Raw genomic sequence first — 21,549 nt, 5'->3', positions numbered from 1 at the left:
ATTCGCAAGCGTACCGATACGGCGAAATCTGGCCTCGCTGCGGGAGAGCTCGCGGGATATGGACCTCAACGCCGCTCCTGTTTTCCCGGAACGGTTCAAACTTGGCCTCGCTTCGGTGGGGCCTTTTTCTTGAGTGGACGGGCCGCATCGGGAATATTCCGTCGCAGTGCGAGATTTAGCCTTTCCGGACTGACGCAACGGGCGTATTCAGCCAGTGCGCGGTTTGTACGCGCCTCCCGCGGCGGACCTCCGATCAGCTTCCTTTCCGTTCCCTGTCGCGACACCCGGAATTTCCATTGGCAGATCGATGACCACGGCAGAGACGAGCGAGCAGGGGCAAGAGGTGGCGGGCGGCCGCCAGGCGAAGATCGTGGCGCTGGTCGTTGCCGTTTCCTTCTTCATGCAGATCCTCGACGGCACGATCGTCGCCACCTCGCTGCCGCAGATGGCGGCGAGCTTCAGCGTGCAGCCGGTGTCGATGAGCATTGGCATCACCGTTTATATGCTGACGATGGCCGCCTTCATTCCGCTGTCGGGCTGGCTCGGCGACCGGTTCGGGGCGCGGCGTGTCTTCCTGACGTCGATCGGCGTCTTCACGGTCGCGTCGTTGTTCTGCGGGCTCTCCGGCAGCCTCACGGAATTCGTGCTGTGGCGTGCGCTGCAGGGGGCGGGCAGCGCATTGATGACTCCGGTCGGGCGCATCATCGTGCTGAAGAACGCCCGCAAGTCCGAACTCGTCCAGGCGATTGCGCTCATCACCTGGCCGGCGCTGACGGCCCCCGTGGTCGGCCCTGTGCTCGGCGGTTTCATCACCACCTATGCCAGCTGGCATTGGAACTTCCTGATCAACATTCCGATCGGCATCATCGGCATGGGGCTGGTGCTGCGTTTTGTGCCCGAACGGCGCGAGGCTGATCCCGGTCGGCTGGATATTCGCGGCTTTATCCTGAGCGCGGCCGGATTGACCCTGCTGCTCGCGGCCTTGGAGCTTTCAGCCAAATGGGAGGGCGGGCTTTGGCCGGTCATCTCAATGCTCGCGGCCGGCATCGTCCTATCGGTCATGGCGACGCGGCATTTCCTTGCCGTCGACAATCCGCTGCTGGATCTTTCGGCTTTCCGCGTCCAGACATTTTCGATGTCGACGCTCTCGGCGGGCACGGCTTGCCGAACGGCCATCAACGCGACGCCTTTCCTTCTGCCTCTCTTGTTCCAGCTCGGCTTCGGGCTGAGCTCGATTGCCGCAGGCACCTATCTGCTCGTCTATTTTCTCGGCAATTTCAGCATGAAGGCGGTGACGACGCCGCTCTTACGCTTCTTCGGCTTCCGTACCGTTCTCGGGCTCAACGGGCTGATTGCAGCCCTTTCGATCGTTGCCTGCGGTTTCCTGACGCCTGACACGCCGCCGTTTTTCATCCATGCGCTGCTCTTTCTCGCCGGCCTGTCGCGATCGATGGAGTTCACGGCGCTGAACACGCTCGCCTTTGCCGATATCGGCCCGGCGCAGCGAAGCTCAGCCTCGACGCTGTCGAGCATGTTGCAGCAGATGTCCATGCTGCTCGGCGTTGCGGTGGCCGCCGCCGCGCTCAACATTTCCTCGGCTCTCAGAGGCGCCGACAATCCCGTTCTGGCCGACTTCCGATGGGCCTTCGTCGTGGTCGGAGCGATCGGCATCGTCTCGTCGCTGCGCTTCCTGCAATTGCCGAAGGAGGCGGGCGCCGAAGTCTCCGGCCATCGGAAATTCCAGAAGAGCTAGCGTCGCCTGCGACAAGAGCGAGGGATGAGCGATGTTTACCTCAGGCGGGCAATGCAATACGACAGTGCCCATGCTGACGACTCGGACCTTGCGGCCGTCGTTGCTTAGAGAGAACGCCGGGAGACGGAATGAGCAATTCTAGCGGCGATGCGGATGCCTTGATCCACATCCTCTATATCGACGACGACGAGGGGCTCGCTCTCCTGATGCAGAAGAACCTTGCGCGGCGCGGCTTTTCGGTCGAGTGGGCGCAGAATGGTTCTGCCGGCCTTGCGCGGATCGCCGAGGGCGGCATCGACGCCGTCGTGCTCGATCATCTCCTGAGCGGCGAGACTGGACTCGATATTCTGCCCTGCATCACGTCCGTGCCGGATCATCCGCCGGTCATTTATGCAACGGGGTCGGACGACACCAGCATCGCGGTCGCGGCGCTAAAGGCGGGTGCCGATGACTACATGCTGAAGGGAATTTCGGCCGATTATTTCGACCTGCTCGCCGCCGCTCTCGAACAGGCGCTGGAGCGGGCGCGCTTCCGCCGCGAGACGGCGCAGGCGCAGGAGGTGATCCGTCAGCAGCGCGATCATGCCGAGTTGCTGCTGGCCGAAGTCAATCACCGCATCGCCAACAGCCTCGGCCTTGTCGGCGCGCTGATCCGCATGCAATCTTCCATGACCAAGGACCAGGTGGCGATCGACGCGCTGCACGAAACGCAGATGCGTATCAACGCGATCGCGAGCGTGCATCGCCGGCTCTACACCAACCGGCAGATCGGTTCGGTGCAGGTCGATGAATATCTGAACAGTCTGCTAACCGAGCTTGAAGCTTCGATGCGCGACGACAAGCGGCCGCACCGTATCGTGCTGACCGCAAAGCCGGTCAATCTGGCGACCGACAAGGTGATCACGCTCGGGCTGATCGTCAGCGAGCTCGTCACCAATGCTTTCAAATATGCCTATCCCGACAGCGTCTCGGGCGAGATCCGCGTTTTTGTCGACCAGACGGACGGGCAATTGCGCGTCATCGTCGAGGATGATGGAGCGGGGTTTGATCCAGAGGGCGCGGCCAGGGGGACGGGGCTCGGCACACGGATTTTGACGGCGATGGCCGCGAGCTTGAAGTCGGATTTCGCTTATGATCCCGGGCATGACGGGACGAGGGCGATGCTGGTATTTTCGTTGCATGAGGAGAAATAGGTAGAGGCGAGGACATCATGAAGGGAGTGGCCCCCTCATCCGGCTGCCGCCATCGACCGGGGTCGAGCCACGGTCTCGACCCGTCCTTCGGACCCCCGCTGGGGAGAAGGGATTCGCGGCAATGTCTCGATCCCCTCTTCTCCCCGGCGGGGAGAAGGTGCCCGTAGGGCGGATGAGGAGGCCACACGGCACACCTTGTCCTATTTCTACAAGAGCTTGCCGGCATAACATCATCAAACCTAACGCTACGGGAGGAAGGCATGACGGCGATCCGCACACCCCGGGAGGTCTACGATTTCTGGTTCGTTCGATGCGGCCGCGAGCTATGGTTTCGTCCGCCGCCGGAACTTGATGCCGAGATCCGGGATGTTTTCCGCGATACGCATCTGGCGCTTGCCGCAGGCGTCGGCGATGAATGGCGGGCCGATCCGGTGAGCCGGCTGGCGGCCGTCATCGTGCTCGATCAGTTTCCCCGCAACATCTATCGCGGCTCGGGGCTTGCCGTTGCTACCGACGGGCTGGCGCTTCGCGAAGCGAAGCTTGCGCTTGCGGCCGGCGCCGACCAGGCGGTGGAACATGCTTGCCGAACCTTCTTCTACCTGCCGTTCGAACATGCCGAGAACCTCGACGAGCAGGACCGTTCGGTGGCCCTGTTCACCGCGCTCGGCGACGAGGAATATCTCGATTATGCGATCCGACACCGTGAGATAATCGCCGCCTACGGGCGCTTTCCTCACCGCAATGCCATGCTCGGGCGGGAATCGACGGCAGCAGAACTCGACTATCTCTCCAAGCCCGGCGCGGGGTTCTGAGCTGTTTGGACGAACGTGCGCTGCATGGACAAGCTCGGTGCAGGGCGCTTTAGGCATCTCCCGCCTTTCTGTCGCCTTTCTTTGCGATGAAAAGCGAGCATTCAATTTCGATGACAACCTTTCCGGAGGCCTTTTTGCGGCTGAGATCCATCCTGCTTCGCACCATTTTTCTTGTGACGCTGGCGCTCGCCGGTGCGCATTTCGAGAGCGCAGCAGCCTTCGCGCAGGAACCGCAGCCGCAGGCAGCAGCAGAGGCGCCGCTTGTCGATACGCCTTCGGCCCAGGCGGCGAAGGAGATCGAGAAGGCGAAGGTCCAGCTTGGCTCGCTTCAGGACAGCGTCAAGGAGAACGCCGATAATGACGATGCGCTGGTCGGGCTTGCGACCAAGGCCGATGAGCTCAGCCGCGCCGTCATCACCATATCGGTCAACCTGAGACCGCGTTTCGACCAGATCAAGAACCGGCTGACCGAGATCGGCGAGCCGCCGAAGGATGGGCAGCCGCCCGAGGCGCAGATCGTCACCGACGAGCGTAACGCGCTTGCCGCCGAGCGCGCGCAGATCAATGCGGTGACCGGTGACGCCGAAAACCTGTCGATCGCCGTGACGAAGCTCATGAACGAGATCATCGAGATGCGGCGGCAGCTTTTCGCCGATACGCTTTTCAGGCGCACGGAAATCTCCGTCTCGGTGCTTGACGATGCCGCGAGCGCCTTCGTGCACGAGATCAGCGAATTCTCACAGGCTTTGGCGAGCTGGGCCTCATTCGTCTGGAAGTTTAAGCGATTCCCACTGTTCGCCGCGATCTTCCTGTCGCTCGCCTCAGCACTCATCCTGCTTTCCGGCAGCTACCGGCTGTTCGGCTCCTATTTGCGCCGCGATGAGGCGGTCGAGAACCCCTCCTATATCGGCAGGTTGTCGATCGCCTTCTGGTCGACGCTGATCCGAACGCTGGCGCTGGCGGTCCTGCTTGTTACCTCCTTTTTCTTCCTTAACAGTTTCAATGTTTTGCGGCCGGATATTGCGCCTGTTATCGGCGCGCTGTTCGGCACGATCGGTCTCGTCTATTTCGTCGGCCGCTTCGTCAACGCCATTTTCGCGCCGAGCGAACCGCACTGGCGGCTGGTGAAGCTTTCCAATCTCGGCGCCCGCTCGATCGGCTACTGTCTCTCGGCGATGGCTGTCGTCAACGGGCTCGACTATCTCTTCGGCACGGTCAGCGAGGCGATGGGCTCACCGCTGGTGCTGACCGTCGTTCGGAGCCTGATCGCTGCCCTGATCATCGGCATCATCCTGATCGCCGTCTCCTTCAGCAAGCCGATGCTGGCGAGAAGCGGCGATCCCGACGCGCCTGGCAGACATTGGCCGCGGGGCATGGCAATCATCCTGCGTGTCGTCGGTGCCGCTTTGATCGTTACGGCGCTTGCCGGCTACGTCGGACTTGCCCGCTTTGTCGCTACGCAGCTCATCATCACCGGCGCGGTCGTCGCCACCATGTATGTCGGCCTGCTCTCGGGCAAGGCGATCTCGCGGCAGGAGAGCTTCGGCGATACCTTCTTCGCCCGCTTCCTGGCGCGGCGCTTCAACCTCGGGCCGGTGGCGATAGACCAGGTCGGCCTGCTCGTTGGCCTTGCCATGTATGCGGTGGCGCTGCTCGTCGGCATTCCGTTGATCCTGCTGCTCTGGGGCTTCCATGTACAGGATCTGCAGCTTATCGCCTTCCGGCTGTTCACCGAGGTCAAGCTCGGCGGCATCAGCATCTCGCTGCTCGGAATCTGCACCGGCATCCTGCTCTTCGCCGGCGTCTATCTGCTGACGCGCTGGCTGCAGCGCTGGCTCGACGGCAATGTCATGGCGCGAAGCCATGTCGATCTCGGCGTGCGAAACTCGGTCAAGACAGGCATTGGCTATCTCGGCGTCGGCATTGCCGCGATCATCGGCGTCTCCGCCGCCGGCATCGATCTGTCGAGCTTCGCGCTTGTCGCATCGGCGCTTTCGGTCGGTATTGGTTTCGGCCTGCAGAACATCGTCTCCAACTTCGTGTCAGGCCTGATCCTGCTGGTCGAGCGGCCGTTCAAGGTCGGCGATCACGTCGTCTCCGGCACGGCCGAAGGTATCGTCAAGCGGATCTCGGTGCGCGCTACCGAGATCGAGACTTTCCGCAAGCAGGCGATCATCGTGCCGAATTCGGAACTGATCAACGGCCTCGTCGGCAACTGGACGCATCGCAACAAGATCGGTCGCTCGGAAATCCCGGTTTCCGTCAGCTACGACGCCGATCCGCAACAGGTGATGGATATTCTCTTGGAGTTGACGGCGAAGATACCGCTCGTCATGCGCAATCCCGAGCCGCATGTCGAATTCCTGCGCTTCGGCCCCTATTCGCTCGATTTCGAGCTTCGCTTCTTCCTCGCCGACATGGGCGACGGTCTGACGGTGCGCAACAATTTGAGGATCGAGATCCTCAAGCGCTTCAAGGCGGAAGGCATAGAAATCCCGCTGCCACAGAGCGACCTTACCATCCATCGGGAGGCTGCCCTCGTCCTTCCCAATGCGGTTAAGGAGCATGATGACGGCCATGAGAATTCCAAGGATAGACCGGTGGAGGAAGAAGAACGGCCGGTGCGCCAGCTGCGCGGGCGGGCAGCGGAGAGCTGAACAGCGTATTCAGCCATCATTCACAGGTCTATGTGCATGATCCCTTCCATCGGGATCGCTGCCGAGGGCAGCACCGATCTTTCGAGGGGAGGGCGCGTCAGCGCCGCCGCACATGATGGCAAGATTTGTCGCCTTTTTGCTTGTCCCGCTGCTTGCTGCGCCGGCGGTCAACGCCGCATCCATCACCAACACCGATCCCGCAGCCGTGGTGCTCGTCATCACCGAGGGCGGACAGCGCGTCGAAGTCGTGGTCGATGCCGGCGCTTCCGAAAGCCTCTGCTCCTCCGGCTGCTTCATGACGACACCCGACGGCGACCGGATCGGGCTCGATGGCGGCGAGACGATCGACATCGTCAAAGGCTCGGCGGTCGTCAAGTAAGGCTGCGGCCCCACGGAGCTACGGCTCTCCGGGCGCCAGCGCCGTTTGCGCCGGCGCCGACGTCCGCATCAGCGGCCGGATGGCGAGGAATGCCGCCACGGATGCGGCGCCGAACGCGGCGGTGATCGACAGCGACCAGGACACGCCGATATTGCCCATCAGGAAGGCCAGCGCGAAAGGCGCCGTCGAAGAGACGGCGAGGCGCGCCGACATCACTTTCCCCTGCCGCTGACCATAGCCCTCGCTTCCGAAGAGCGCCAAGGGCAGCGTTCCCTGCACGATGCTGCTGAGGCCGGAGCCCAGGCCGAAGATCACGGCGAAGACCACTGCACCGGCAACGGATGGCGCCGTGAGGAGGAGAATGACAAGGGCCACCGGCAGGAGCACGGCGGAGATGACAGCGAGCGTGAGCTGCGGCAGGCCGCCGCCGAAGACCATGTTGACGAAGCGGCTCAGCACCTGCGACGGGCCGAAAAGCGTGCCGACTATCACGGCCATGGCGCCGAGCCCGAGTGCCAACATGACGGGCACCATATGGACCAGAAGCGCCGCATTGACGAAGCTTTGCAGCGCAAAGCCGGTGACCATCAGGATGAAGGCCGGCCTGCGTGCCGCAGTGGGGAGGCCGGCTTCGATTCGCTTCGCCGTGCCGCTCTTCTCGCCCATGCCGGCGGTGCCGGCGCCGCGGGCCAGCCAGGCGTGAATGGGAAGGCAGACGAGGAGATTGAGCGCGGCAAAGAGGAGGTAGACGTTCTGCCACGAGAGATGAGCGTGCAGGGCGGTGGTGATCGGCCAGAAGATCGTCGAGGCGAAACCGCCGATCAGCGTGAGATAGGTGATGCTGCGCTGGGCCGCGCGCGGCCGGATCTGAACGAGAAGGGCGAAGGCCGCGCCATACTGCACCAGGTTCGACGTCGTCTCGACGGCGATCAGGGCAGCGACGAAAGCGGCCTTGCCGGGAGCGAAGGCGCAGCCGGCAAGCGCGACCGCCGCAATGGCCGAGCCAACGGTCATGACCCGCCCCGCGCCGAAACGATCGATCCACATACCCATGGCGGGTGCTGCCAGGCCGCCGATCAGCAGTGCCGCCGACAGCGCGCCGAAGATCCATTGCGCCGACCAATCGAGCCCGCGCGCCATGTCGGGCGCGAGGATGCTGAAGCTGTAGTAGAGGGTGCCGTAGCCGATGATCTGCGTCAGACCGAGCGCGAGGATGGCGGCAACCGACGACCGCTCGGAACCGGCGGGCGTCATATGGATTTGACGCCAACGCGTCGTTCGAGCTTATCGGCCTCTTCCCCGCGTTCGCTGTAGCGGTCGGTAAGATAGGCCGAGGCGTCGCGTGTCAGCCATGTGAATTTCACCAGCTCCTCGCAGACGTCTACGACGCGGTCGTAAAAGGATGACGGCTTCATGCGTCCGTCGCTGTCGAACTCCTGGAAAGCCTTTGCCACCGACGACTGGTTGGGAATGGTGATCATCCGCATCCATCGGCCGAGGATGCGCATCTGGTTCACGGCATTGAACGACTGCGACCCGCCGGATACCTGCATGACGGCAAGCGTCTTGCCCTGCGTCGGCCGCACCGAGCCTACCGACAGCGGTATCCAGTCGATCTGCGCCTTCATGATCCCCGTCATCGCGCCGTGCCGCTCCGGGCTGACCCAGACCTGGCCTTCCGACCAGGCTGACAGCTCGCGCAATTCCTGCACCTTCGGATGGGCGACCGGCGCTCCATCGGGAAGGGGAAGGCCTTCGGGATCGAAGATCCGCACCTCACAGCCGAAATGCTCGAGCAGCCGTGATGCCTCATGTGCCAGCAGACGGCTGTAGGATACGGCCCTGAGCGAGCCGTAAAGGATGAGAATGCGCGGCATGTGCATCGAGAAGGGCGGCCGCAAGGCCGCCAGATCCGGCTGGTGAAGATGGGCCGGCGAAGTGGCTGGAAGGTCAGACAATGCGCTTGCCTTCGGCATCGAGCACCTTCTCGCCGTCTTCCTTGGTGAAGGCGCCCTTGTGCGTCTCCGGCAGGATTTCCAGGACCAGCTCGGACGGGCGCGACAGCCGCGTGCCGAACGGTGTGACGACGAAGGGCCGGTTGATCAGGATCGGCTGGGCGAGCATGGCGTCGAGCAACTGGTCGTTGCTCAGAGCGGGATTGCCGAGGCCGAGTTCGGCGTAGGGCGTGTCCTTCTCGCGCAAGGCCTGGCGCACGGTCAGGCCGGCATCGGCGATCATCTTGACCAGTTCCGCACGCGACGGCGGGGTGTTGACGTATTCGATGATCTCAGGCTCGATGCCGGCATTGCGGATCATCGCCAGCGTGTTGCGCGAGGTGCCGCAAGCGGGATTGTGATAGATAGTGACGTTCATAATTTTGCCTCGGAGGATAGGGTTGAGGATGTCTCGGTTGGCTGCAGCAGCCAGTTGAAGAGGAGCAGGGCTGCGACCGCACCTGATATTTCAGCAAGCCAGAAACCCGGAAGGTCGACCGGACGAATGCCGGAGAAAGTGTCGGTCAGGGAGCGGGCGAAAGCCACGGCCGGATTAGCGAACGAGGTCGATGCGGTGAACCAATAGGCGGCGGTGATATAGAGCCCGACCAGCCAAGGGACGGCCTTTTGTTCGAAGCGGATGCCGGCGAGAATGACCGCGACGAGGCCGAAGGTCGCGATACCCTCGGAAAACCATTGCGCGCCGCCGGTGCGGATCTTGCTCGACAGGTCCAGGAGCGGCAGGTTGAACATCAGATGGGCGCAGATCGTTCCGGCTACGCCACCGGCAAACTGCGCCAGCACATAGAAACCGAGATCGCGTTTGGGCAGTGAACCCGACATTGCGAAGATCAACGAGACGGCCGGGTTGAAATGGGCGCCGGAAAGCGGCCCCAGCACGGTGATCAGCACGACCAGGATTGCGCCGGTCGCGAGTGTATTGCCGAGCAGGGCAAGCCCGACATCCCCGGTGAGCGATGCCGCCATGATGCCCGAACCGACCACGGTTGCGACCAGCATGGCGGTGCCGAGGGTCTCTGCGACCAGTCGGCGCGATAGATCGTAGGAAGCCATCAGCCGGCACCTGCCGGTTTTGCGGTCGTGCCTTCCATCGCGCCGATCTGGCGCAGGTGCTGCTCCAGGGCCAGTTTGTCGATCGAGGATAAAGGCAGGCTTAGGAAGGCCATAATCCTGTTTTTCAGAAAACGGGCGGCCTGTGCGAACGCACGGCCTTTCTCGACCTCGCTGCCCTCGACGGCGGCCGGATCCTCGACGCCCCAGTGGGCGGTCATCGGGTGACCGATCCAGACCGGGCAGGCTTCGCCATGGGCGGTATCGCAGACGGTGAAGATGAAATCCATCTCCGGCGCGTCGGGCTTGGCGAACTCGTCCCAGCTCTTCGAGCGAAAGCCGGTTGCGGGATAACCGAGCGCCTGCAACTCCTTCAGCGCCAGAGGATTGACCTCGCCCTTTGGCTGGCTGCCGGCGGAGTAGGCCTTGAACCGGCCCTTGCCCTCGGTCTCGAGGATCGATTCCGCCAGGATCGAGCGCGAAGAATTGGCGGTGCAGAGGAAGAGAACATTGTAAACGCGGTCCGTGGTCATTGCAGTTCCTCCTTGGTTGCAGGTGCACAGCATGCGGCAACGGCGGCGGCGGGGGCGCAGATCTCGGCATTCCCGCCGCAGCAATCCTCCATCAGGAAACGGATCAGGCCGCCGAGCGCTTCGTAATTAGCCGTGTAGATGATCGAGCGGGATTCTCGCTGCTGAGTGATTAGCCCAGCTCGTTCCAGCTCCTTCAGATGAAAAGAGACGTTAGAAGGGGAAACCTCCGCCTTGTCGGCAATGGAGCCTGCCGCCATTCCGTCAGGACCCGAGACGACAAGCATGCGGATGATGTGAAGGCGCGTTTCCTGCGATAGTGCGCCGAATGCGGCGAGGGCTTGACGTTGATCCATATTTCAATAATCCTTGAATCGTTGAAACGAGGATTAGCGCAGATGAATGCGATCGACAACAATAAAATTCAGGCGGAGGAGATCAGCCTCGGCCTGCTGTTTGATGCGCTCTCCGGCGACAAGGACGCGCCATTGGTTTTCCACTATGACGGCCGGCCGGTGAAGCCGGGCTATCATATCACCGAGGTCAAGGCGGGCCAATTCTCGGCGCTTGATTGCGGCGCCAATCCGGAAGCATGGACGGAGATATTCATCCAGCTCTGGGACATCGAGGAGGGCGAGCGCACGCATATGGCGGCCGGAAAATTCCATGCGATCGTCCGCAAGGTGACGGAGCATGTGCAGCTCGACGGTTCGGCCAAACTTACCTTCGAAGTGAGCGACGGCGTGCGGCCGATGCAGCTTTATTGTGCCGCGGCGCCGGTTCTGCGCGCCGGCGCAGTGCATGTCGAGCTGTCGCCACGGCCGGCAAGCTGTAAGCCGCGCGATCGCTGGCTGGCGGAAGAAAGCAAGAAAGCGGCAGCTTGCTGCGGACCGGCGGCGGCAAGGAGCGGTTGCTGCGCGTAGAATGCATGAGGCTACGTGAGTGCTATGTGAAGATCATTGACTGACCGCCGGTCGTGTAGATGGAACATCGCCGAGCTAATGTCGGCGCCGTCCGCTTCACCGTCTGATGCGTGCGGAATTGCTGCACAAGATCGAGGCGCATTTCCGGCGCTCGCTGAGTTTGCCGTCAGTGTCTGATTAATGCCTGCGTATCCCCACCATCTGAACACCCGCATCGCCCGCAGCGTGACGGCAACCAGTTTGGACCTCGTTTAGCGACGCTCGGCGGGCCTAAATCGCCGCCCATCGAATTCAACTAAGACGACGCCACGGAAGGGAAGCCCAGCCACCACCAACTTGGAGGTTAGGCCACTGTTACAAACTGCCAATTTTCGCTGATCATCAAAATCGCAAGACACTTCGGTTTGACCAGGAACCCGATACCTAAACTTTTCACCCTTGAATGAAATTGTCGCGCCATCATCTGAGAATACCGGCGGCATTCTGGCGCAACCAGAGAGCAGTCCCGCTGCCAAGACCGTCAGCACGCTAAGAAGGCCTCGGGTTCTGACAACAGCATAGGCTATTGATCTGGTTTCCAGCATCGGACGTCTCATGTGGTATTCGTCAACGACGCATAACATGAATGTCTGGAAATTACTCTAGTGCGACAAACGCGGAGAGATCGAATGATCTGGACACCCGCTACCAGGCGTCAACATGATAGAAGCAGCATGCGCTACGTTCATCCAGGCTGCAATGATCAAGCTCATGACACGAAGGCTGGTCCGCTATCTCGCTTTCTCAATCAGACTCTTAATCATATCCGCAAAGAAATCGCAGGCGCACCATTCGCCGCGTGTTCATTTCGCAGCGGCAGATGCTGATTAATAATTATTCAAATCAATTGATGTATCGAATTGGCTCGGGGACAGAATTTACATCAAAGGTTTGCTTATGGCGTTTCTAGGTATTTCGGGGATGCAATATTCCGGGGAAATGTTTGCCGGTGCGCGGATTATTGTCGCGGAAGATTCGAACGTATTCACCTCCATGATCAGCAAACGCCTGAAGGAGCTGTTCGACATCGATGTCGAGATCTGCCGGAGCTTCGAGGATCTGCAGTTTTCCTACGACAAGTCTTCCGACCCGATCACGCTGGCGATCTCGAACATCAACCTGCCCGGCGCCGAAAACGGCGAGGCGCTGGAATATCTGGTCGATCTCTCCATACCGACCATCGTCTTTACCGGCACCTTCCACGAAGGCATGCGCGACAAGCTGATCGCCAAGGACATCGTCGACTATATCCTCAAGGACAATATTTTCGCCGTCGACCTTCTGGCGGAGTCGATCTGCCGGTTCCTGACCAATCATCGCCATCACGTGCTGATCGTCGACGACAGCGCGACGGCGCGCGCGCTGCTGTCGAGCCGGCTGAAGCGCTATAATTTCCGAGTGAGCACCGCCGAAAACGGCGCCAAGGCGCTGGAGACCCTGAAGGTCAATCGCGATATCGGTCTGATGATTACCGATTACAATATGCCCGATATCGACGGATTTGAACTGACGCGGCGCATCCGGGCCCATATCGGCTCGCACGAATTGCGTATCATCGGTGTTTCCTCGTCCTCGAACCGGCTGCTTTCGGCGCGGTTTCTGAAGGCCGGCGGCAACGATTTCATGCTGCGTCCCTTCATCGACGAGGAGTTCTACTGCCGCGTCAACCAGAATCTCGACACGCTGCTGCAGATCCAGTCCATGCGCAAGGAGCGGGCGGTTGCCTGACGGCTCTTCCGGGATCTTGATCGCGAGGAAGCCGGGGGCGATCGGCGCTGCCGGGCGCTGGATTTTTGCAATTACAGGTAATATGAATATTTGTCCCCTTCACGCGGATGAGCCTCTCGGTTATCGTCCGCCGCGCCGGGGGGAGGGCCGAGTCGAGCCCGTAAGGCGCAGGGGGGAATAGCGGCTGTGGCTTTTCAGGCGGATTTTCAGCGGGATGGGCTCGGGCTGCGTTCCGGCGGGCTCAAGATACTTCTGGTTGAAGATTCCCGAATGTTTTCCGCCGTGCTTTGCCATCGGTTCCAGACGGAACTTGGCCTTGCCGTCAAATCCTGCTCGTCGCTGAAAGCGCTTCGCAGGGAACTTGCCGAAGACGGTCACGGCTACACCATGGCAGTCGTCGATCTCAACCTGCCGGATTCGCCCTATGGCGAGGCGCTCGACTGCACGATCGAGCACGATATTCCAGCAATCGTCTTCACCGCCACGTTCGATCTCAATACGCGCAACAAGATCATGGAGCGCAATGTCATCGATTACGTGCTGAAGGACAATGAGTTCGCGCTCGACAATCTGGTCGCCACCGTCCGCCGTGCGATCTCCAACCGCAAGACGCGGGTGCTCGTCGTCGATGATGTCGTCTCGGTACGCCAGGTTCTCGTCGATCTCCTGAAGGCACAGCAATATCTGGTCGTCGAGGCAAGCTCGGGGCTCGAGGCGCTGGCGGCGCTCGAAGCCTATAGCGATATCGAACTCGTCGTCACCGATCATCACATGCCCGATATGAGCGGTTACGAGCTGACACGGCGCATCCGCCATCGCTTCGGTTCGGACCGGTTGCGCGTCATCGGCGTCTCCTCCTCCAACGATCGTATGCTGTCCGCGAGTTTCCTCAAAGCCGGCGCCAGCGATTTCGTCTATCGGCCCTTCGTCGCCGAGGAGCTGCAATGCCGCATCGCCAACAATGCGGAAACACTGGCGCAGATGCGCCAGTTGAGGGCCGCTGCAGCCTGCGACTATCTCACCGGCCTCTATAACCGCCGCTATTTCTACGACAACGGCCCGAAGCTGGTGAACGAGTGCTTGCGGTTGAAAGTGCCGAGCTCGGTCGCCATTCTCGATATTGACCACTTCAAGCGGCTGAACGACACATACGGCCACGAGATCGGCGACAAGGTGTTGAAGGCGGTTGCAAACAGGCTGTTCACGATCTTCGAGGGCAGTGACAACCTGCTCTCCCGCCTCGGCGGCGAGGAGTTCGCTATCCTCTTCCCGCAGATGGATTCGGCCGCCGCCACCAAGCTCTGCGACGAGATCCGCTCGGATATTTCGCGGCTGAAGGTAACGGCCGACGACGAGGAACTCGGCGTCACCATCTCGATCGGGATTGCCGAAATCGGCAGTTACGAAACCTTCGAGAATTATCTCAACGCCGCCGACCAGTTTCTCTATATGGCCAAACACCGCGGCCGTAACCAGGTCTATTCCGACGCCAGGATGACGGAGGAGGTGGCGCAGTAGGGCTGCTTTCAGCCTCTCGCCACCGCCGTCCGGTTTGCGCCAATGGCCGCCCCTCACACTAACCCTCTCCCCGTTTACACGGGGCGAGGGGACATGCCAAATGCAGCGTTGAGGTTGAGGAAGCCGGTGCGGCATATCCCCTTCGCCCCGCAAGCGGGGGGCCGAAGGACGGGTCGAGACCAGTGGCTCGACCCCGGTCGGTGCCGGCAGGCGGATGCAAGGGGCCGGCACGGCCCTTAGCATCATTCGGCGACCTTCCGATGCCTCAAGCCGCAACCGCCTGTCTTGCCGTCGCCATGGTCATCTTGCGCTCGGCGCGTTCCTGCTGCGGCGAGCGATGGTAGAGTTCGCGATAACACTTGGAGAAATGCGAGGCCGAGACGAAGCCGCAGGCGACGGCGACCTCGACGACGGGCATCGAGGACTGAACCAGCAGGTGGCGCGCGCGGTCAAGGCGAATTTCCAGATAGTAGCGGGCCGGCGAACGGCCCATCTCCTGGCGGAACAGCCGTTCGATCTGGCGGCGGGAGAGGCCGGCGCCATCGGCGATCTCGATCAGCGACAGCGGCTCGGCGAGATTGCCTTCCATCAGCTCGATGATCGACAGGACCTTGGCGTTCTGCACGCCAAGACGAGCGCGCAGCGGCAGGCGTTGGCGGTCGTGCGGATTGCGCACGCGGTCAGTCAGGTGCTGTTCGCAGATGCGGTTGACGAGGCTTTCGCCGAAATCCTCGCCGATCAGGTTCAGCATCATATCGAGCGAGGCGGTGCCGCCAGCGCAGGTATAGAGGTTGCCGTCAACCTCGTAGAGATCGGCATAGACCTCCGCCTGCGGGAAGGCTTCGGAAAAGCCGGGCAGGTTCTCCCAGTGAATGGCGCAGCGCTTGCCGTTCAGAAGACCGGCCTGCGCAAGCACATGCGCGCCCGTACAGAGGCTGCCGACGGCGACGCCGCGATTGTAGCATTCACGCAGCCAGGCATTGACGGATTTGTTGTTGAACTCCTCGATATCGATGCCGGAACAGACGAGCACCATGCCGGGACGGTTTTCGCCGCCGAGATGGCGGCGTTCCTCGGCGAGCGAGGAGTTTGCCTCGATGCCGATGCCGCAGGAGGAATAGACCTTCTCTCCGTCGACCGAGGCAAGCCGCCAGGTATAGGCCTGATAGCCGAGCATGCGGTTGGCGATGCGCAAGGTGTCCACCGCTGCCGAAAAGGGCAGCATGGTGAATTGCGGTACCATAAAGAAGACCAGTGAGCGCTTCTTGATCTGCATCCTGTTCATAGCGAAATCCATGCTCGAGGGGCGATGACATATTCGTTGCGCGGAATGCGTCGCGCCGATGTCCTAAAAGCGACAGTGGCATGGAAAAATGCGGCCGAGAAGAGCAAATATGCGACATTGACCGGAATTTGACCGGTCATATCGCCGGTTGGGGCAGAAAACAGGCTTATAGGCGGCTGAAATTCGGGACTGAAGACGGCTGGAAACGGCACGGCGAGCACGAAAAAGGCGGCGTTGCGCGAGGCAGACGCCGCCCTCATCTCAGGAGGAATGTCGCATTCATTACATGGTCCGGTGTTTGCTGTCGTCGGTGCTCGGCCAGCCGATATCCTTGCGGACGTCAAACGGCATGGCTTCAATTTCACGGGCGGTCCGCCAGCGCGTCCAAGCAAGCACGAGCTTATGGGCGTAGTGGCCCAGATCGAAGCGGCCTTCGCCGGAGGTGCCACCACCCCGATAGGTGAGCGTGGTCATTATCCAGTTCCTTTCCTGGGTCAGGGGCATGGTCGTCGATGGGAGGCTCGTCCATGTCCATGCTGCTAATATGGGCTTCGCGGACCCATCATTCAAACGAATAGAGTTTATGGATAACATCAACGATATTGAATGATCTCGGGCCTTCCGACAACGGCCTCATGGCTCCCACCTGTCGGAAATAGAGGACAGCTGGCGATCCAACCAAGCGGTATGCGCCATACTGCAGGTTCATAAGATGATCGATTGGTGGCGTGGCTACTTCGCAACGACGCTCGGCATCGACAAGGAAAAGATCCACCTGATGTCGCCGTTCGTCGGCGGCGGGTGGCGCAAGCTTTTCTTGCGGGCCGACGCTGTTCTCGCTGCTTTCGGTGCCAAGGCCGTCAGTTGATTCACGGTCATGACGTAGCCCGCGTCGAGGTGGAAATCGGCGAGTCGGCTGTCATAGACGTCGACACCGTCGAGGAGTTGCACGCCGCGGGAGGGGGTCTTCCGGTTCGATAACGGATCGCTAGGACACCGTCGTCTTGGGGTAGGGCAGCTGAAATGTGAATCGTTAATCGCATATCCGTGTCAATTTCATTGTTTCAGACCTCATCTGTTTAGTATCGACCGTCACAATGTGGCCTGTGGCCAGATGGCTTGGAACCAACTCCGCTCCCACTCCGTTGCCGCTTGGTAACTGCCAATGATGCAAAGGAGGAAACGATGATTTCCGCAGATCAGATCCGTGAACATATGGAAGTGCGGGCTGCCGATGGCGCTCACGTCGGAACGGTGGATCAGCTTGACGGGCCGACCCGCATCAAGCTGACGAAAACCGACTCGGAGGACGGCAAACATCATCTGATTCCGCTCGATTGGGTCGATCACGTCGACGCCCATGTTCACCTGTCGAAGAGTGCCCGGGATGTCCGCAGCCAGTGGGCCACCATCAATTAAGGAGTGAGAGGCTGCGGCTCAGGCTGCGGCCTCGTCCTGCAAGGGGGCCCCCATTCCTCGTCCGGACGAGAGGAGATCGAAATGCCAGCCAAATCCAAAGCCCAGCAGAAGGCGGCAGGTGCCGCACTTTCAGCCAAACGCGGAGAGACGCCCAAGAAGGAACTCAGAGGCGCTTCGAAGCAGATGGAAGAATCCATGAGCGAAAAACAGCTTGAGGAATTCGCGTCGACCAAGACCAAGGGCAAACCCGAGCATGTCTCGAAATGATCGTTCAAGAGCCCACGAGACCTATGTCGAGGTCGAAAGCATGGAAAATCCCGCGACATGATAGGCCTCTGAAAGGGCGTCGAAAATCGCGCGGGCGGAGCCGTCACGGTCCTTGGCCATCCAGCGCAGTTCGAACGTGACACCAGGGCGGCCCTCGCTGGTCTGCCCAAAAGAAACGAACTGGGCAGTGCAACCCAGCGGTCCAAGCACCTCAGACAGTTCCGGCAACTCGGCTTCGGTGCCGTGAATGACGAGTGTTGCCTTCTGTTCGCAACGCAGCCATAGATCCAGCTGCTTCATCGGCGACAAGACGATGAAGGCGACGGCGGTCGCCACCGTCCCCGTCAGGATCTGGCCGCCGCCGAAGCAGAGACCGACGACGGTCATGAACCACATAGTCGCGGCCGTGGTGACGCCGGTCATCGTGTCGCCACGTCTCAGAATCGCGCCGCCGCCGATGAAGCCGACGCCCGTCAGCACGCCGAGGGGAAAGCGCAGCACGTCCATCTGCGTGAAATAACTAAAGGTCTTTCCGTAGGTCGATAGAAGGAGGTTTGCCTGGATCATCGCCAGGCAGGCGGCAAGAGCCACCAGGATCGTGGTCCTGAATCCCGCCGGGTGACCGCCGCGCTCGCGGTCGAGGCCGATGAGACCGCCCGCGACCACCGTCAGTACGATCCGTAAGGCGATCTCCCACCAGCTTGGCGTCAGCGGCATCGCATCTGTCAGGAATGAAGGCATGATCTGATCCTGACTGTGTTGCCGCTCTTTCGCTGCCGGCCGAGCATTCGTTCCTCCTGCGCTACAGTGCATCCGGATGAGATAAACGCAATGTCGGCCCGGACGTTCCGGAGCCTCGGGCTGCAGACTTTTGCAACAGGGCAAGATTGGCGGTTTGTAGGCGGTCGGTGTATGTATGGTTTCGGACTGGGACAATCCCCACTGACCATAAGAGCTCTTAGCGTCTAAAACGGAGTCATTGATTGGCCGTTGCCTTCACCAAGGAAGAGAGTTTCGAAACCGCTTCGGAAACCCTGTTGCCGGACCGGCCAATTTCGCCGCATCCCAACCTCGTCACGGAAGCGGGATTGAGGGCTCTCGAACTGCAGTTTCAGCAGGCGCGCGCGGCCTATGATGCGACGAGCACCATCGAAGACGTAAACGAACGGCGGCGCCAGGCTGCCAATCCTTTACGTGATCTCCGATACTTATCGGCCAGACTTCGCACGGCGCAGCTCATGCCTGACCCACCGTCAGCCGACGTGGTTGCCTTTGGTAATACGGTCACTTTCAGCCGCGACGACGGCCGCGTGCAGACTTATCGGCTCGTCGGAGAAGACGAAGCAGATCCCAAGGCGGGATCGATTTCCTACGTCTCTCCCGTGGCGCGGCTGCTGATGGGCAAGGCTGTCGGCGATGTGGTGGAGACAGGCGGCCAGGAGCTGGAGGTTATCGCCATTTCCTAGAGAAGATCGTCAAAATTTGCCGAGTTCGGAACGCTGAGATTACTATCATGAAAATCGTACCGGATGGTACTTTATTTATCGGATGTTTACTGGCCCTGGGCTAGAGGGTGACATTCCGTCACCGAAGGTCATGTTCATGGTCAGCCCAATTTCCAGTTCTGCATCCACCATCTTGAGTTCAGCCGCTTCGACCTCGTCTTCCGGTTCATCTGATCAGCTTGCCTCTCTTGAGGCGCAACTTGCCGAAAAGCAGGCAGCCCTATCGCAGACGCAAGACGAGCAGGAAAAGGCGACGATCGAAAAATCGATCGAGACATTGGAAGCCAAGATTGCCAAGCTCGAATCCAGCGAGAGCAGCCAAACTCAGTCGTCTGCCGCATCAAAGCCCGTCGGCGAAGCTCCGAAAGAGCTTTCGGGCGAAAGCCAGCGTATCGGCACCAAGAATTTTGACGAGACCAGCGGGTTCGGCTGCCGCACGGCCTATGTGTGATCGCTCAACCGACTAAATCCCTCTGCCGGGGCGGAGCCCGGAGAAGAGGCATGCCTGACGGCAATTAAAGACGGCGCTTCGCCACGGCGACGACTTCGCGCGTCAGCTCCGCTAGGCGGTCGGCGGCGAGGCGGTTTATCTGCCAGTAGAGCGGGACGTCCAGTGGCGTGTCGGCAACAAGTTCGACGAGCCGCCCCGATGCGAGATGAGCGCGGGTGAGCTGGGTCGGGTTCATTCCCCATCCCATGCCGGAAAGAGTGGCTTCGACGAAGCTTTGCGGCGAGGGCAGCCAATGTGTGGGGTAGTCCAGATCTTGGCCAAAGGTTTGCCTTACCCAACTGCTCTGAAGCCTGTCCTTTTGATTGAAGGTCAGGGCCGGAGCGTTGCGGATCGCCTCCGATGTCACGCCGTCCGGGAAGTGGCGGGCGACAAAACCGGGTGTCGCGGTGGCATTGTAACGGAGAGTTCCAAGGGCGAAGCGCCGGCATCCCCGGATCGGCTTCTCCAGACTGGTGACGGCTGCGATCACCCGTCCGCGCTGCAGCCATTCGGCGGTGTGATCCTGGTCGTCGACGGCGACATTCAACAGATAGGACGAGGTTTTGGAGAAATTCGACATGGCCTCCACGAACCATGTGCCGAGGCTGTCGGCGTTGGTCGCGATCTGAAGCGTGACCCTTTGGCGTGGCTCGTCTGGATCGACGAGAGCCGGCAACTGCCCGAAAAGCTCGGCCTCCAGCATGCCGACATTCTCGACGTGACGACAGAGCCATTCTCCTTTTTCGGTCGCCGTACAGGGGGTGCCTCTGGCGATCAGGATGACGCCGAGGCGTTCTTCGAGCTGCTTCACCCGTTGCGAGACCGCCGAAGGCGTCACGTTCAACACGGTCGCCGCCCTTTCGAAGCTGCCGGTCTGGACGACGGTTGCAACGGCGCGAAGTGCGGGATAGTCGAGCATGGATTAATATCGCTTAATCAGGATGAGAGAGATTAATTAGACTAATCTAACTTGAGGCGATACCGCAACTCCATCGAAGTTGAGAGCGGTTGCCGAAACGATGAATTTTTCGATTTATGTCACGGGCCTGATGATGGGCCTCAGCCTGATCGTCGCAATCGGCGCGCAGAACGCCTTCATCCTTCGCCAGGGCCTACGCAATGAACATGTTTTCGCCGTCTGCCTCACCTGCGCCTTATCCGACGCCGTACTGATCATGCTCGGTGTGACCAGCCTCCAGCAGATCGCCGGATTGCTTCCCTGGCTCAATCCGGTCATGCGCTACGGGGGAGCCGCGTTTCTGGCCTGGTACGGAGCCAAGAGCCTTTATTCCGCCTTACGGTCGTCCGCTGTGCTCACAGCGGCGGAAGCCGAAACGACAAGCTTTTCCCGGACGCTTGCGACCTGCCTCGCACTGACCTGGCTCAATCCGCATGTCTATCTCGACACGGTCGTGCTGCTCGGCACGATATCGACGCGCTATCCAGGACAGCAGGCTTCCTTTGCGGCAGGCGCCGTGACCGGCTCCTTCCTGTTCTTCTTTGCGCTCGGATATGGCGCAACATGGCTGCGGCCGATCTTCTCCAGGCCGGCCTCCTGGCGGATGCTCGAGACGCTCGTCGCTGCGACGATGTGGTTTATAGCCTTCAAGCTAATAGGCAGGATGTAAGCCGATGGCCGTGAGGCCATCGGCCTGGCCCTGTGTCGCCGAGTTCCAACGGCAATGCCGTCAGAAGACCTGATTGCCCTGATCCGAGCCAAAGATCCGCATTATGCACGCGATTCCACGATCCTCAGAACCCGCTTCGGTCGAGCTGCCGCGTTGAGGAGCGGCAACTCCATTTCACGCTGGCAATCAGCCAGCAGGTGCGACGGAAATCGCTTCAACTCCCGCAGCGCATGTTCGTGGTTCGCATCCCTGCGCCGTCTCGACTTGAATGCGGAAACGGCCTGTAGGATATTCCAGCTGCTTGATTGCGCCATGTCCAGTCTCCTTCGCTGCATCAGTTCCGATACGCATGACTATG

At 60.8% G+C, this 21,549-nt stretch carries 25 protein-coding genes; 14 read left to right on the top strand and 11 right to left on the bottom strand.

Annotation, left to right across the window (positions count from 1 at the left end; all coding sequences use genetic code 11):
- Positions 1 to 307 precede the first annotated feature (307 nt).
- The 5 genes from Tal182_RS13640 to Tal182_RS13620 all read left to right on the top strand — a co-directional run bounded on the left by Tal182_RS13640 (position 308) and on the right by Tal182_RS13620 (position 6,794).
- The gene (locus tag Tal182_RS13640; protein WP_085859754.1) at positions 308 to 1,753 is read left to right on the top strand and encodes an MFS transporter; all 1,446 of its coding nucleotides are present in this window, start codon (positions 308 to 310) and stop codon (positions 1,751 to 1,753) included.
- A gap of 128 nt (positions 1,754 to 1,881) precedes the next feature.
- Positions 1,882 to 2,946 (top strand): histidine kinase dimerization/phosphoacceptor domain -containing protein, encoded by a 1,065-nt coding sequence (locus Tal182_RS13635; protein ID WP_085859753.1) that lies wholly within the window; start codon positions 1,882 to 1,884, stop codon positions 2,944 to 2,946.
- 260 nt (positions 2,947 to 3,206) lie between these two features.
- Positions 3,207 to 3,758, top strand: a complete 552-nt coding sequence (locus Tal182_RS13630; RefSeq protein WP_085859752.1) for a DUF924 family protein — start codon at positions 3,207 to 3,209, stop codon at positions 3,756 to 3,758.
- Positions 3,759 to 3,892: 134 nt separating this feature from the next.
- Positions 3,893 to 6,415, top strand: coding sequence for a mechanosensitive ion channel family protein (locus tag Tal182_RS13625; RefSeq protein ID WP_085860930.1), 2,523 nt, complete (start codon positions 3,893 to 3,895; stop codon positions 6,413 to 6,415).
- 112 nt (positions 6,416 to 6,527) lie between these two features.
- Positions 6,528 to 6,794 carry a hypothetical protein gene (locus tag Tal182_RS13620; protein ID WP_085859751.1) on the top strand — a complete coding sequence of 89 codons (267 nt, stop codon included), beginning with the start codon at positions 6,528 to 6,530 and terminating at the stop codon, positions 6,792 to 6,794.
- Positions 6,795 to 6,812: 18 nt separating this feature from the next.
- Here the strand turns inward: Tal182_RS13620 and arsK are convergent, their stop codons facing one another.
- The 6 genes from arsK to Tal182_RS13590 are packed head-to-tail and all read right to left on the bottom strand — an operon-like array spanning position 6,813 to position 10,745.
- Complete coding sequence (arsK, locus tag Tal182_RS13615; RefSeq protein WP_085859750.1) at positions 6,813 to 8,048, bottom strand: arsenite efflux MFS transporter ArsK; 1,236 nt, start codon at positions 8,046 to 8,048, stop codon at positions 6,813 to 6,815.
- Positions 8,045 to 8,770 (bottom strand): arsenical resistance protein ArsH, encoded by a 726-nt coding sequence (gene arsH / locus Tal182_RS13610; RefSeq protein WP_085859749.1) that lies wholly within the window; start codon positions 8,768 to 8,770, stop codon positions 8,045 to 8,047. The genes arsK and arsH overlap by 4 nt, the downstream gene beginning before the upstream one ends.
- Positions 8,745 to 9,167, bottom strand: a complete 423-nt coding sequence (gene arsC, locus Tal182_RS13605; protein WP_085859748.1) for an arsenate reductase (glutaredoxin) — start codon at positions 9,165 to 9,167, stop codon at positions 8,745 to 8,747. The genes arsH and arsC overlap by 26 nt, the downstream gene beginning before the upstream one ends.
- Positions 9,164 to 9,862 (bottom strand): MIP/aquaporin family protein, encoded by a 699-nt coding sequence (locus Tal182_RS13600; RefSeq protein ID WP_085859747.1) that lies wholly within the window; start codon positions 9,860 to 9,862, stop codon positions 9,164 to 9,166. The genes arsC and Tal182_RS13600 overlap by 4 nt, the downstream gene beginning before the upstream one ends.
- A complete protein-coding gene (locus Tal182_RS13595; RefSeq protein WP_064803264.1) occupies positions 9,862 to 10,392 on the bottom strand; it encodes an arsenate reductase ArsC in 531 nt (176 codons plus the stop codon). Before Tal182_RS13595 ends, Tal182_RS13600 begins: the two co-directional genes overlap by 1 nt.
- Positions 10,389 to 10,745 (bottom strand): metalloregulator ArsR/SmtB family transcription factor, encoded by a 357-nt coding sequence (locus Tal182_RS13590; protein WP_064810602.1) that lies wholly within the window; start codon positions 10,743 to 10,745, stop codon positions 10,389 to 10,391. The genes Tal182_RS13595 and Tal182_RS13590 overlap by 4 nt, the downstream gene beginning before the upstream one ends.
- A gap of 42 nt (positions 10,746 to 10,787) precedes the next feature.
- Here Tal182_RS13590 and Tal182_RS13585 point away from each other — a divergent pair, with 42 nt between their 5' ends.
- From Tal182_RS13585 to Tal182_RS13570, 3 genes are all read left to right on the top strand, one after another.
- A complete protein-coding gene (locus Tal182_RS13585) occupies positions 10,788 to 11,312 on the top strand; it encodes a DUF6428 family protein (RefSeq protein ID WP_085859746.1) in 525 nt (174 codons plus the stop codon).
- A 936-nt stretch (positions 11,313 to 12,248) separates the two neighbouring features.
- Positions 12,249 to 13,079, top strand: a complete 831-nt coding sequence (locus tag Tal182_RS13575; RefSeq protein ID WP_064803260.1) for a response regulator — start codon at positions 12,249 to 12,251, stop codon at positions 13,077 to 13,079.
- 186 nt (positions 13,080 to 13,265) lie between these two features.
- Complete coding sequence (locus Tal182_RS13570) at positions 13,266 to 14,597, top strand: diguanylate cyclase (RefSeq protein ID WP_064803258.1); 1,332 nt, start codon at positions 13,266 to 13,268, stop codon at positions 14,595 to 14,597.
- A gap of 265 nt (positions 14,598 to 14,862) precedes the next feature.
- Here the strand turns inward: Tal182_RS13570 and Tal182_RS13565 are convergent, their stop codons facing one another.
- Together Tal182_RS13565 and Tal182_RS13560 are read right to left on the bottom strand one after the other, a co-directional pair.
- Positions 14,863 to 15,882: a GlxA family transcriptional regulator gene (locus tag Tal182_RS13565; RefSeq protein WP_041678677.1), complete on the bottom strand. Its 1,020-nt coding sequence runs from the start codon at positions 15,880 to 15,882 to the stop codon at positions 14,863 to 14,865.
- A 282-nt stretch (positions 15,883 to 16,164) separates the two neighbouring features.
- The gene (locus Tal182_RS13560; RefSeq protein ID WP_085859745.1) at positions 16,165 to 16,356 is read right to left on the bottom strand and encodes a hypothetical protein; all 192 of its coding nucleotides are present in this window, start codon (positions 16,354 to 16,356) and stop codon (positions 16,165 to 16,167) included.
- A gap of 238 nt (positions 16,357 to 16,594) precedes the next feature.
- On the opposite strand from Tal182_RS13560, the gene Tal182_RS32250 reads away from it, so the two are divergent.
- The 3 genes from Tal182_RS32250 to Tal182_RS13550 all read left to right on the top strand — a co-directional run bounded on the left by Tal182_RS32250 (position 16,595) and on the right by Tal182_RS13550 (position 17,568).
- Positions 16,595 to 16,750, top strand: a complete 156-nt coding sequence (locus Tal182_RS32250) for a hypothetical protein (protein ID WP_164517746.1) — start codon at positions 16,595 to 16,597, stop codon at positions 16,748 to 16,750.
- A gap of 317 nt (positions 16,751 to 17,067) precedes the next feature.
- The gene (locus Tal182_RS13555; RefSeq protein ID WP_064803238.1) at positions 17,068 to 17,301 is read left to right on the top strand and encodes a DUF2171 domain-containing protein; all 234 of its coding nucleotides are present in this window, start codon (positions 17,068 to 17,070) and stop codon (positions 17,299 to 17,301) included.
- Between the two features lie 81 nt (positions 17,302 to 17,382).
- On the top strand, positions 17,383 to 17,568 hold the full coding sequence (locus Tal182_RS13550; protein ID WP_020921551.1) for a DUF3008 family protein: 186 nt from the start codon (positions 17,383 to 17,385) through the stop codon (positions 17,566 to 17,568).
- A 21-nt stretch (positions 17,569 to 17,589) separates the two neighbouring features.
- Here the strand turns inward: Tal182_RS13550 and Tal182_RS13545 are convergent, their stop codons facing one another.
- Entirely contained in the window at positions 17,590 to 18,309 is a 720-nt protein-coding gene (locus Tal182_RS13545) for an MgtC/SapB family protein (RefSeq protein ID WP_064810591.1), read from the bottom strand.
- Between the two features lie 242 nt (positions 18,310 to 18,551).
- Between Tal182_RS13545 and greA the strand changes: the two genes are divergently transcribed.
- Together greA and Tal182_RS13535 are read left to right on the top strand one after the other, a co-directional pair.
- A complete protein-coding gene (greA, locus tag Tal182_RS13540; protein WP_085859744.1) occupies positions 18,552 to 19,034 on the top strand; it encodes a transcription elongation factor GreA in 483 nt (160 codons plus the stop codon).
- A 130-nt stretch (positions 19,035 to 19,164) separates the two neighbouring features.
- Positions 19,165 to 19,524: a hypothetical protein gene (locus tag Tal182_RS13535; RefSeq protein ID WP_085859743.1), complete on the top strand. Its 360-nt coding sequence runs from the start codon at positions 19,165 to 19,167 to the stop codon at positions 19,522 to 19,524.
- A 64-nt stretch (positions 19,525 to 19,588) separates the two neighbouring features.
- On the opposite strand, the gene Tal182_RS13530 is transcribed toward Tal182_RS13535, so the two are convergent.
- Complete coding sequence (locus Tal182_RS13530) at positions 19,589 to 20,482, bottom strand: LysR family transcriptional regulator ArgP (RefSeq protein ID WP_085859742.1); 894 nt, start codon at positions 20,480 to 20,482, stop codon at positions 19,589 to 19,591.
- 100 nt (positions 20,483 to 20,582) lie between these two features.
- On the opposite strand from Tal182_RS13530, the gene Tal182_RS13525 reads away from it, so the two are divergent.
- Positions 20,583 to 21,191 carry a LysE/ArgO family amino acid transporter gene (locus tag Tal182_RS13525; RefSeq protein WP_085859741.1) on the top strand — a complete coding sequence of 203 codons (609 nt, stop codon included), beginning with the start codon at positions 20,583 to 20,585 and terminating at the stop codon, positions 21,189 to 21,191.
- Positions 21,192 to 21,292: 101 nt separating this feature from the next.
- Here Tal182_RS13525 and Tal182_RS32735 read toward each other — a convergent pair whose 3' ends face one another.
- Positions 21,293 to 21,505, bottom strand: coding sequence for a hypothetical protein (locus tag Tal182_RS32735; protein WP_085859740.1), 213 nt, complete (start codon positions 21,503 to 21,505; stop codon positions 21,293 to 21,295).
- Between the last annotated feature and the right edge of the window lie 44 nt (positions 21,506 to 21,549).

It is taken from the genome of Rhizobium sp. TAL182 (genome assembly GCF_002117725.1).
Lineage (GTDB): Bacteria > Pseudomonadota > Alphaproteobacteria > Rhizobiales > Rhizobiaceae > Rhizobium > Rhizobium esperanzae.
This window is presented reverse-complemented; position numbering and strand designations above follow the sequence as displayed.

Coding starts and splice junctions, on each gene's coding strand:
- Tal182_RS13640 (WP_085859754.1), top strand. CDS start 308: ATGACCACGGCAGAGACGAGCGAGCAGGGGCAAGAGGTGGCGGGCGGC.
- Tal182_RS13635 (WP_085859753.1), top strand. CDS start 1,882: ATGAGCAATTCTAGCGGCGATGCGGATGCCTTGATCCACATCCTCTAT.
- Tal182_RS13630 (WP_085859752.1), top strand. CDS start 3,207: ATGACGGCGATCCGCACACCCCGGGAGGTCTACGATTTCTGGTTCGTT.
- Tal182_RS13620 (WP_085859751.1), top strand. CDS start 6,528: ATGATGGCAAGATTTGTCGCCTTTTTGCTTGTCCCGCTGCTTGCTGCG.
- arsK (WP_085859750.1), bottom strand. CDS start 8,048: ATGACGCCCGCCGGTTCCGAGCGGTCGTCGGTTGCCGCCATCCTCGCG.
- arsH (WP_085859749.1), bottom strand. CDS start 8,770: ATGCCGAAGGCAAGCGCATTGTCTGACCTTCCAGCCACTTCGCCGGCC.
- arsC (WP_085859748.1), bottom strand. CDS start 9,167: ATGAACGTCACTATCTATCACAATCCCGCTTGCGGCACCTCGCGCAAC.
- Tal182_RS13600 (WP_085859747.1), bottom strand. CDS start 9,862: ATGGCTTCCTACGATCTATCGCGCCGACTGGTCGCAGAGACCCTCGGC.
- Tal182_RS13595 (WP_064803264.1), bottom strand. CDS start 10,392: ATGACCACGGACCGCGTTTACAATGTTCTCTTCCTCTGCACCGCCAAT.
- Tal182_RS13590 (WP_064810602.1), bottom strand. CDS start 10,745: ATGGATCAACGTCAAGCCCTCGCCGCATTCGGCGCACTATCGCAGGAA.
- Tal182_RS13585 (WP_085859746.1), top strand. CDS start 10,788: ATGAATGCGATCGACAACAATAAAATTCAGGCGGAGGAGATCAGCCTC.
- Tal182_RS13575 (WP_064803260.1), top strand. CDS start 12,249: ATGGCGTTTCTAGGTATTTCGGGGATGCAATATTCCGGGGAAATGTTT.
- Tal182_RS13565 (WP_041678677.1), bottom strand. CDS start 15,882: ATGAACAGGATGCAGATCAAGAAGCGCTCACTGGTCTTCTTTATGGTA.
- Tal182_RS13560 (WP_085859745.1), bottom strand. CDS start 16,356: ATGACCACGCTCACCTATCGGGGTGGTGGCACCTCCGGCGAAGGCCGC.
- Tal182_RS32250 (WP_164517746.1), top strand. CDS start 16,595: ATGATCGATTGGTGGCGTGGCTACTTCGCAACGACGCTCGGCATCGAC.
- Tal182_RS13555 (WP_064803238.1), top strand. CDS start 17,068: ATGATTTCCGCAGATCAGATCCGTGAACATATGGAAGTGCGGGCTGCC.
- Tal182_RS13550 (WP_020921551.1), top strand. CDS start 17,383: ATGCCAGCCAAATCCAAAGCCCAGCAGAAGGCGGCAGGTGCCGCACTT.
- Tal182_RS13545 (WP_064810591.1), bottom strand. CDS start 18,309: ATGCCTTCATTCCTGACAGATGCGATGCCGCTGACGCCAAGCTGGTGG.
- Tal182_RS13535 (WP_085859743.1), top strand. CDS start 19,165: ATGTTCATGGTCAGCCCAATTTCCAGTTCTGCATCCACCATCTTGAGT.
- Tal182_RS13530 (WP_085859742.1), bottom strand. CDS start 20,482: ATGCTCGACTATCCCGCACTTCGCGCCGTTGCAACCGTCGTCCAGACC.
- Tal182_RS13525 (WP_085859741.1), top strand. CDS start 20,583: ATGAATTTTTCGATTTATGTCACGGGCCTGATGATGGGCCTCAGCCTG.
- Tal182_RS32735 (WP_085859740.1), bottom strand. CDS start 21,505: ATGGCGCAATCAAGCAGCTGGAATATCCTACAGGCCGTTTCCGCATTC.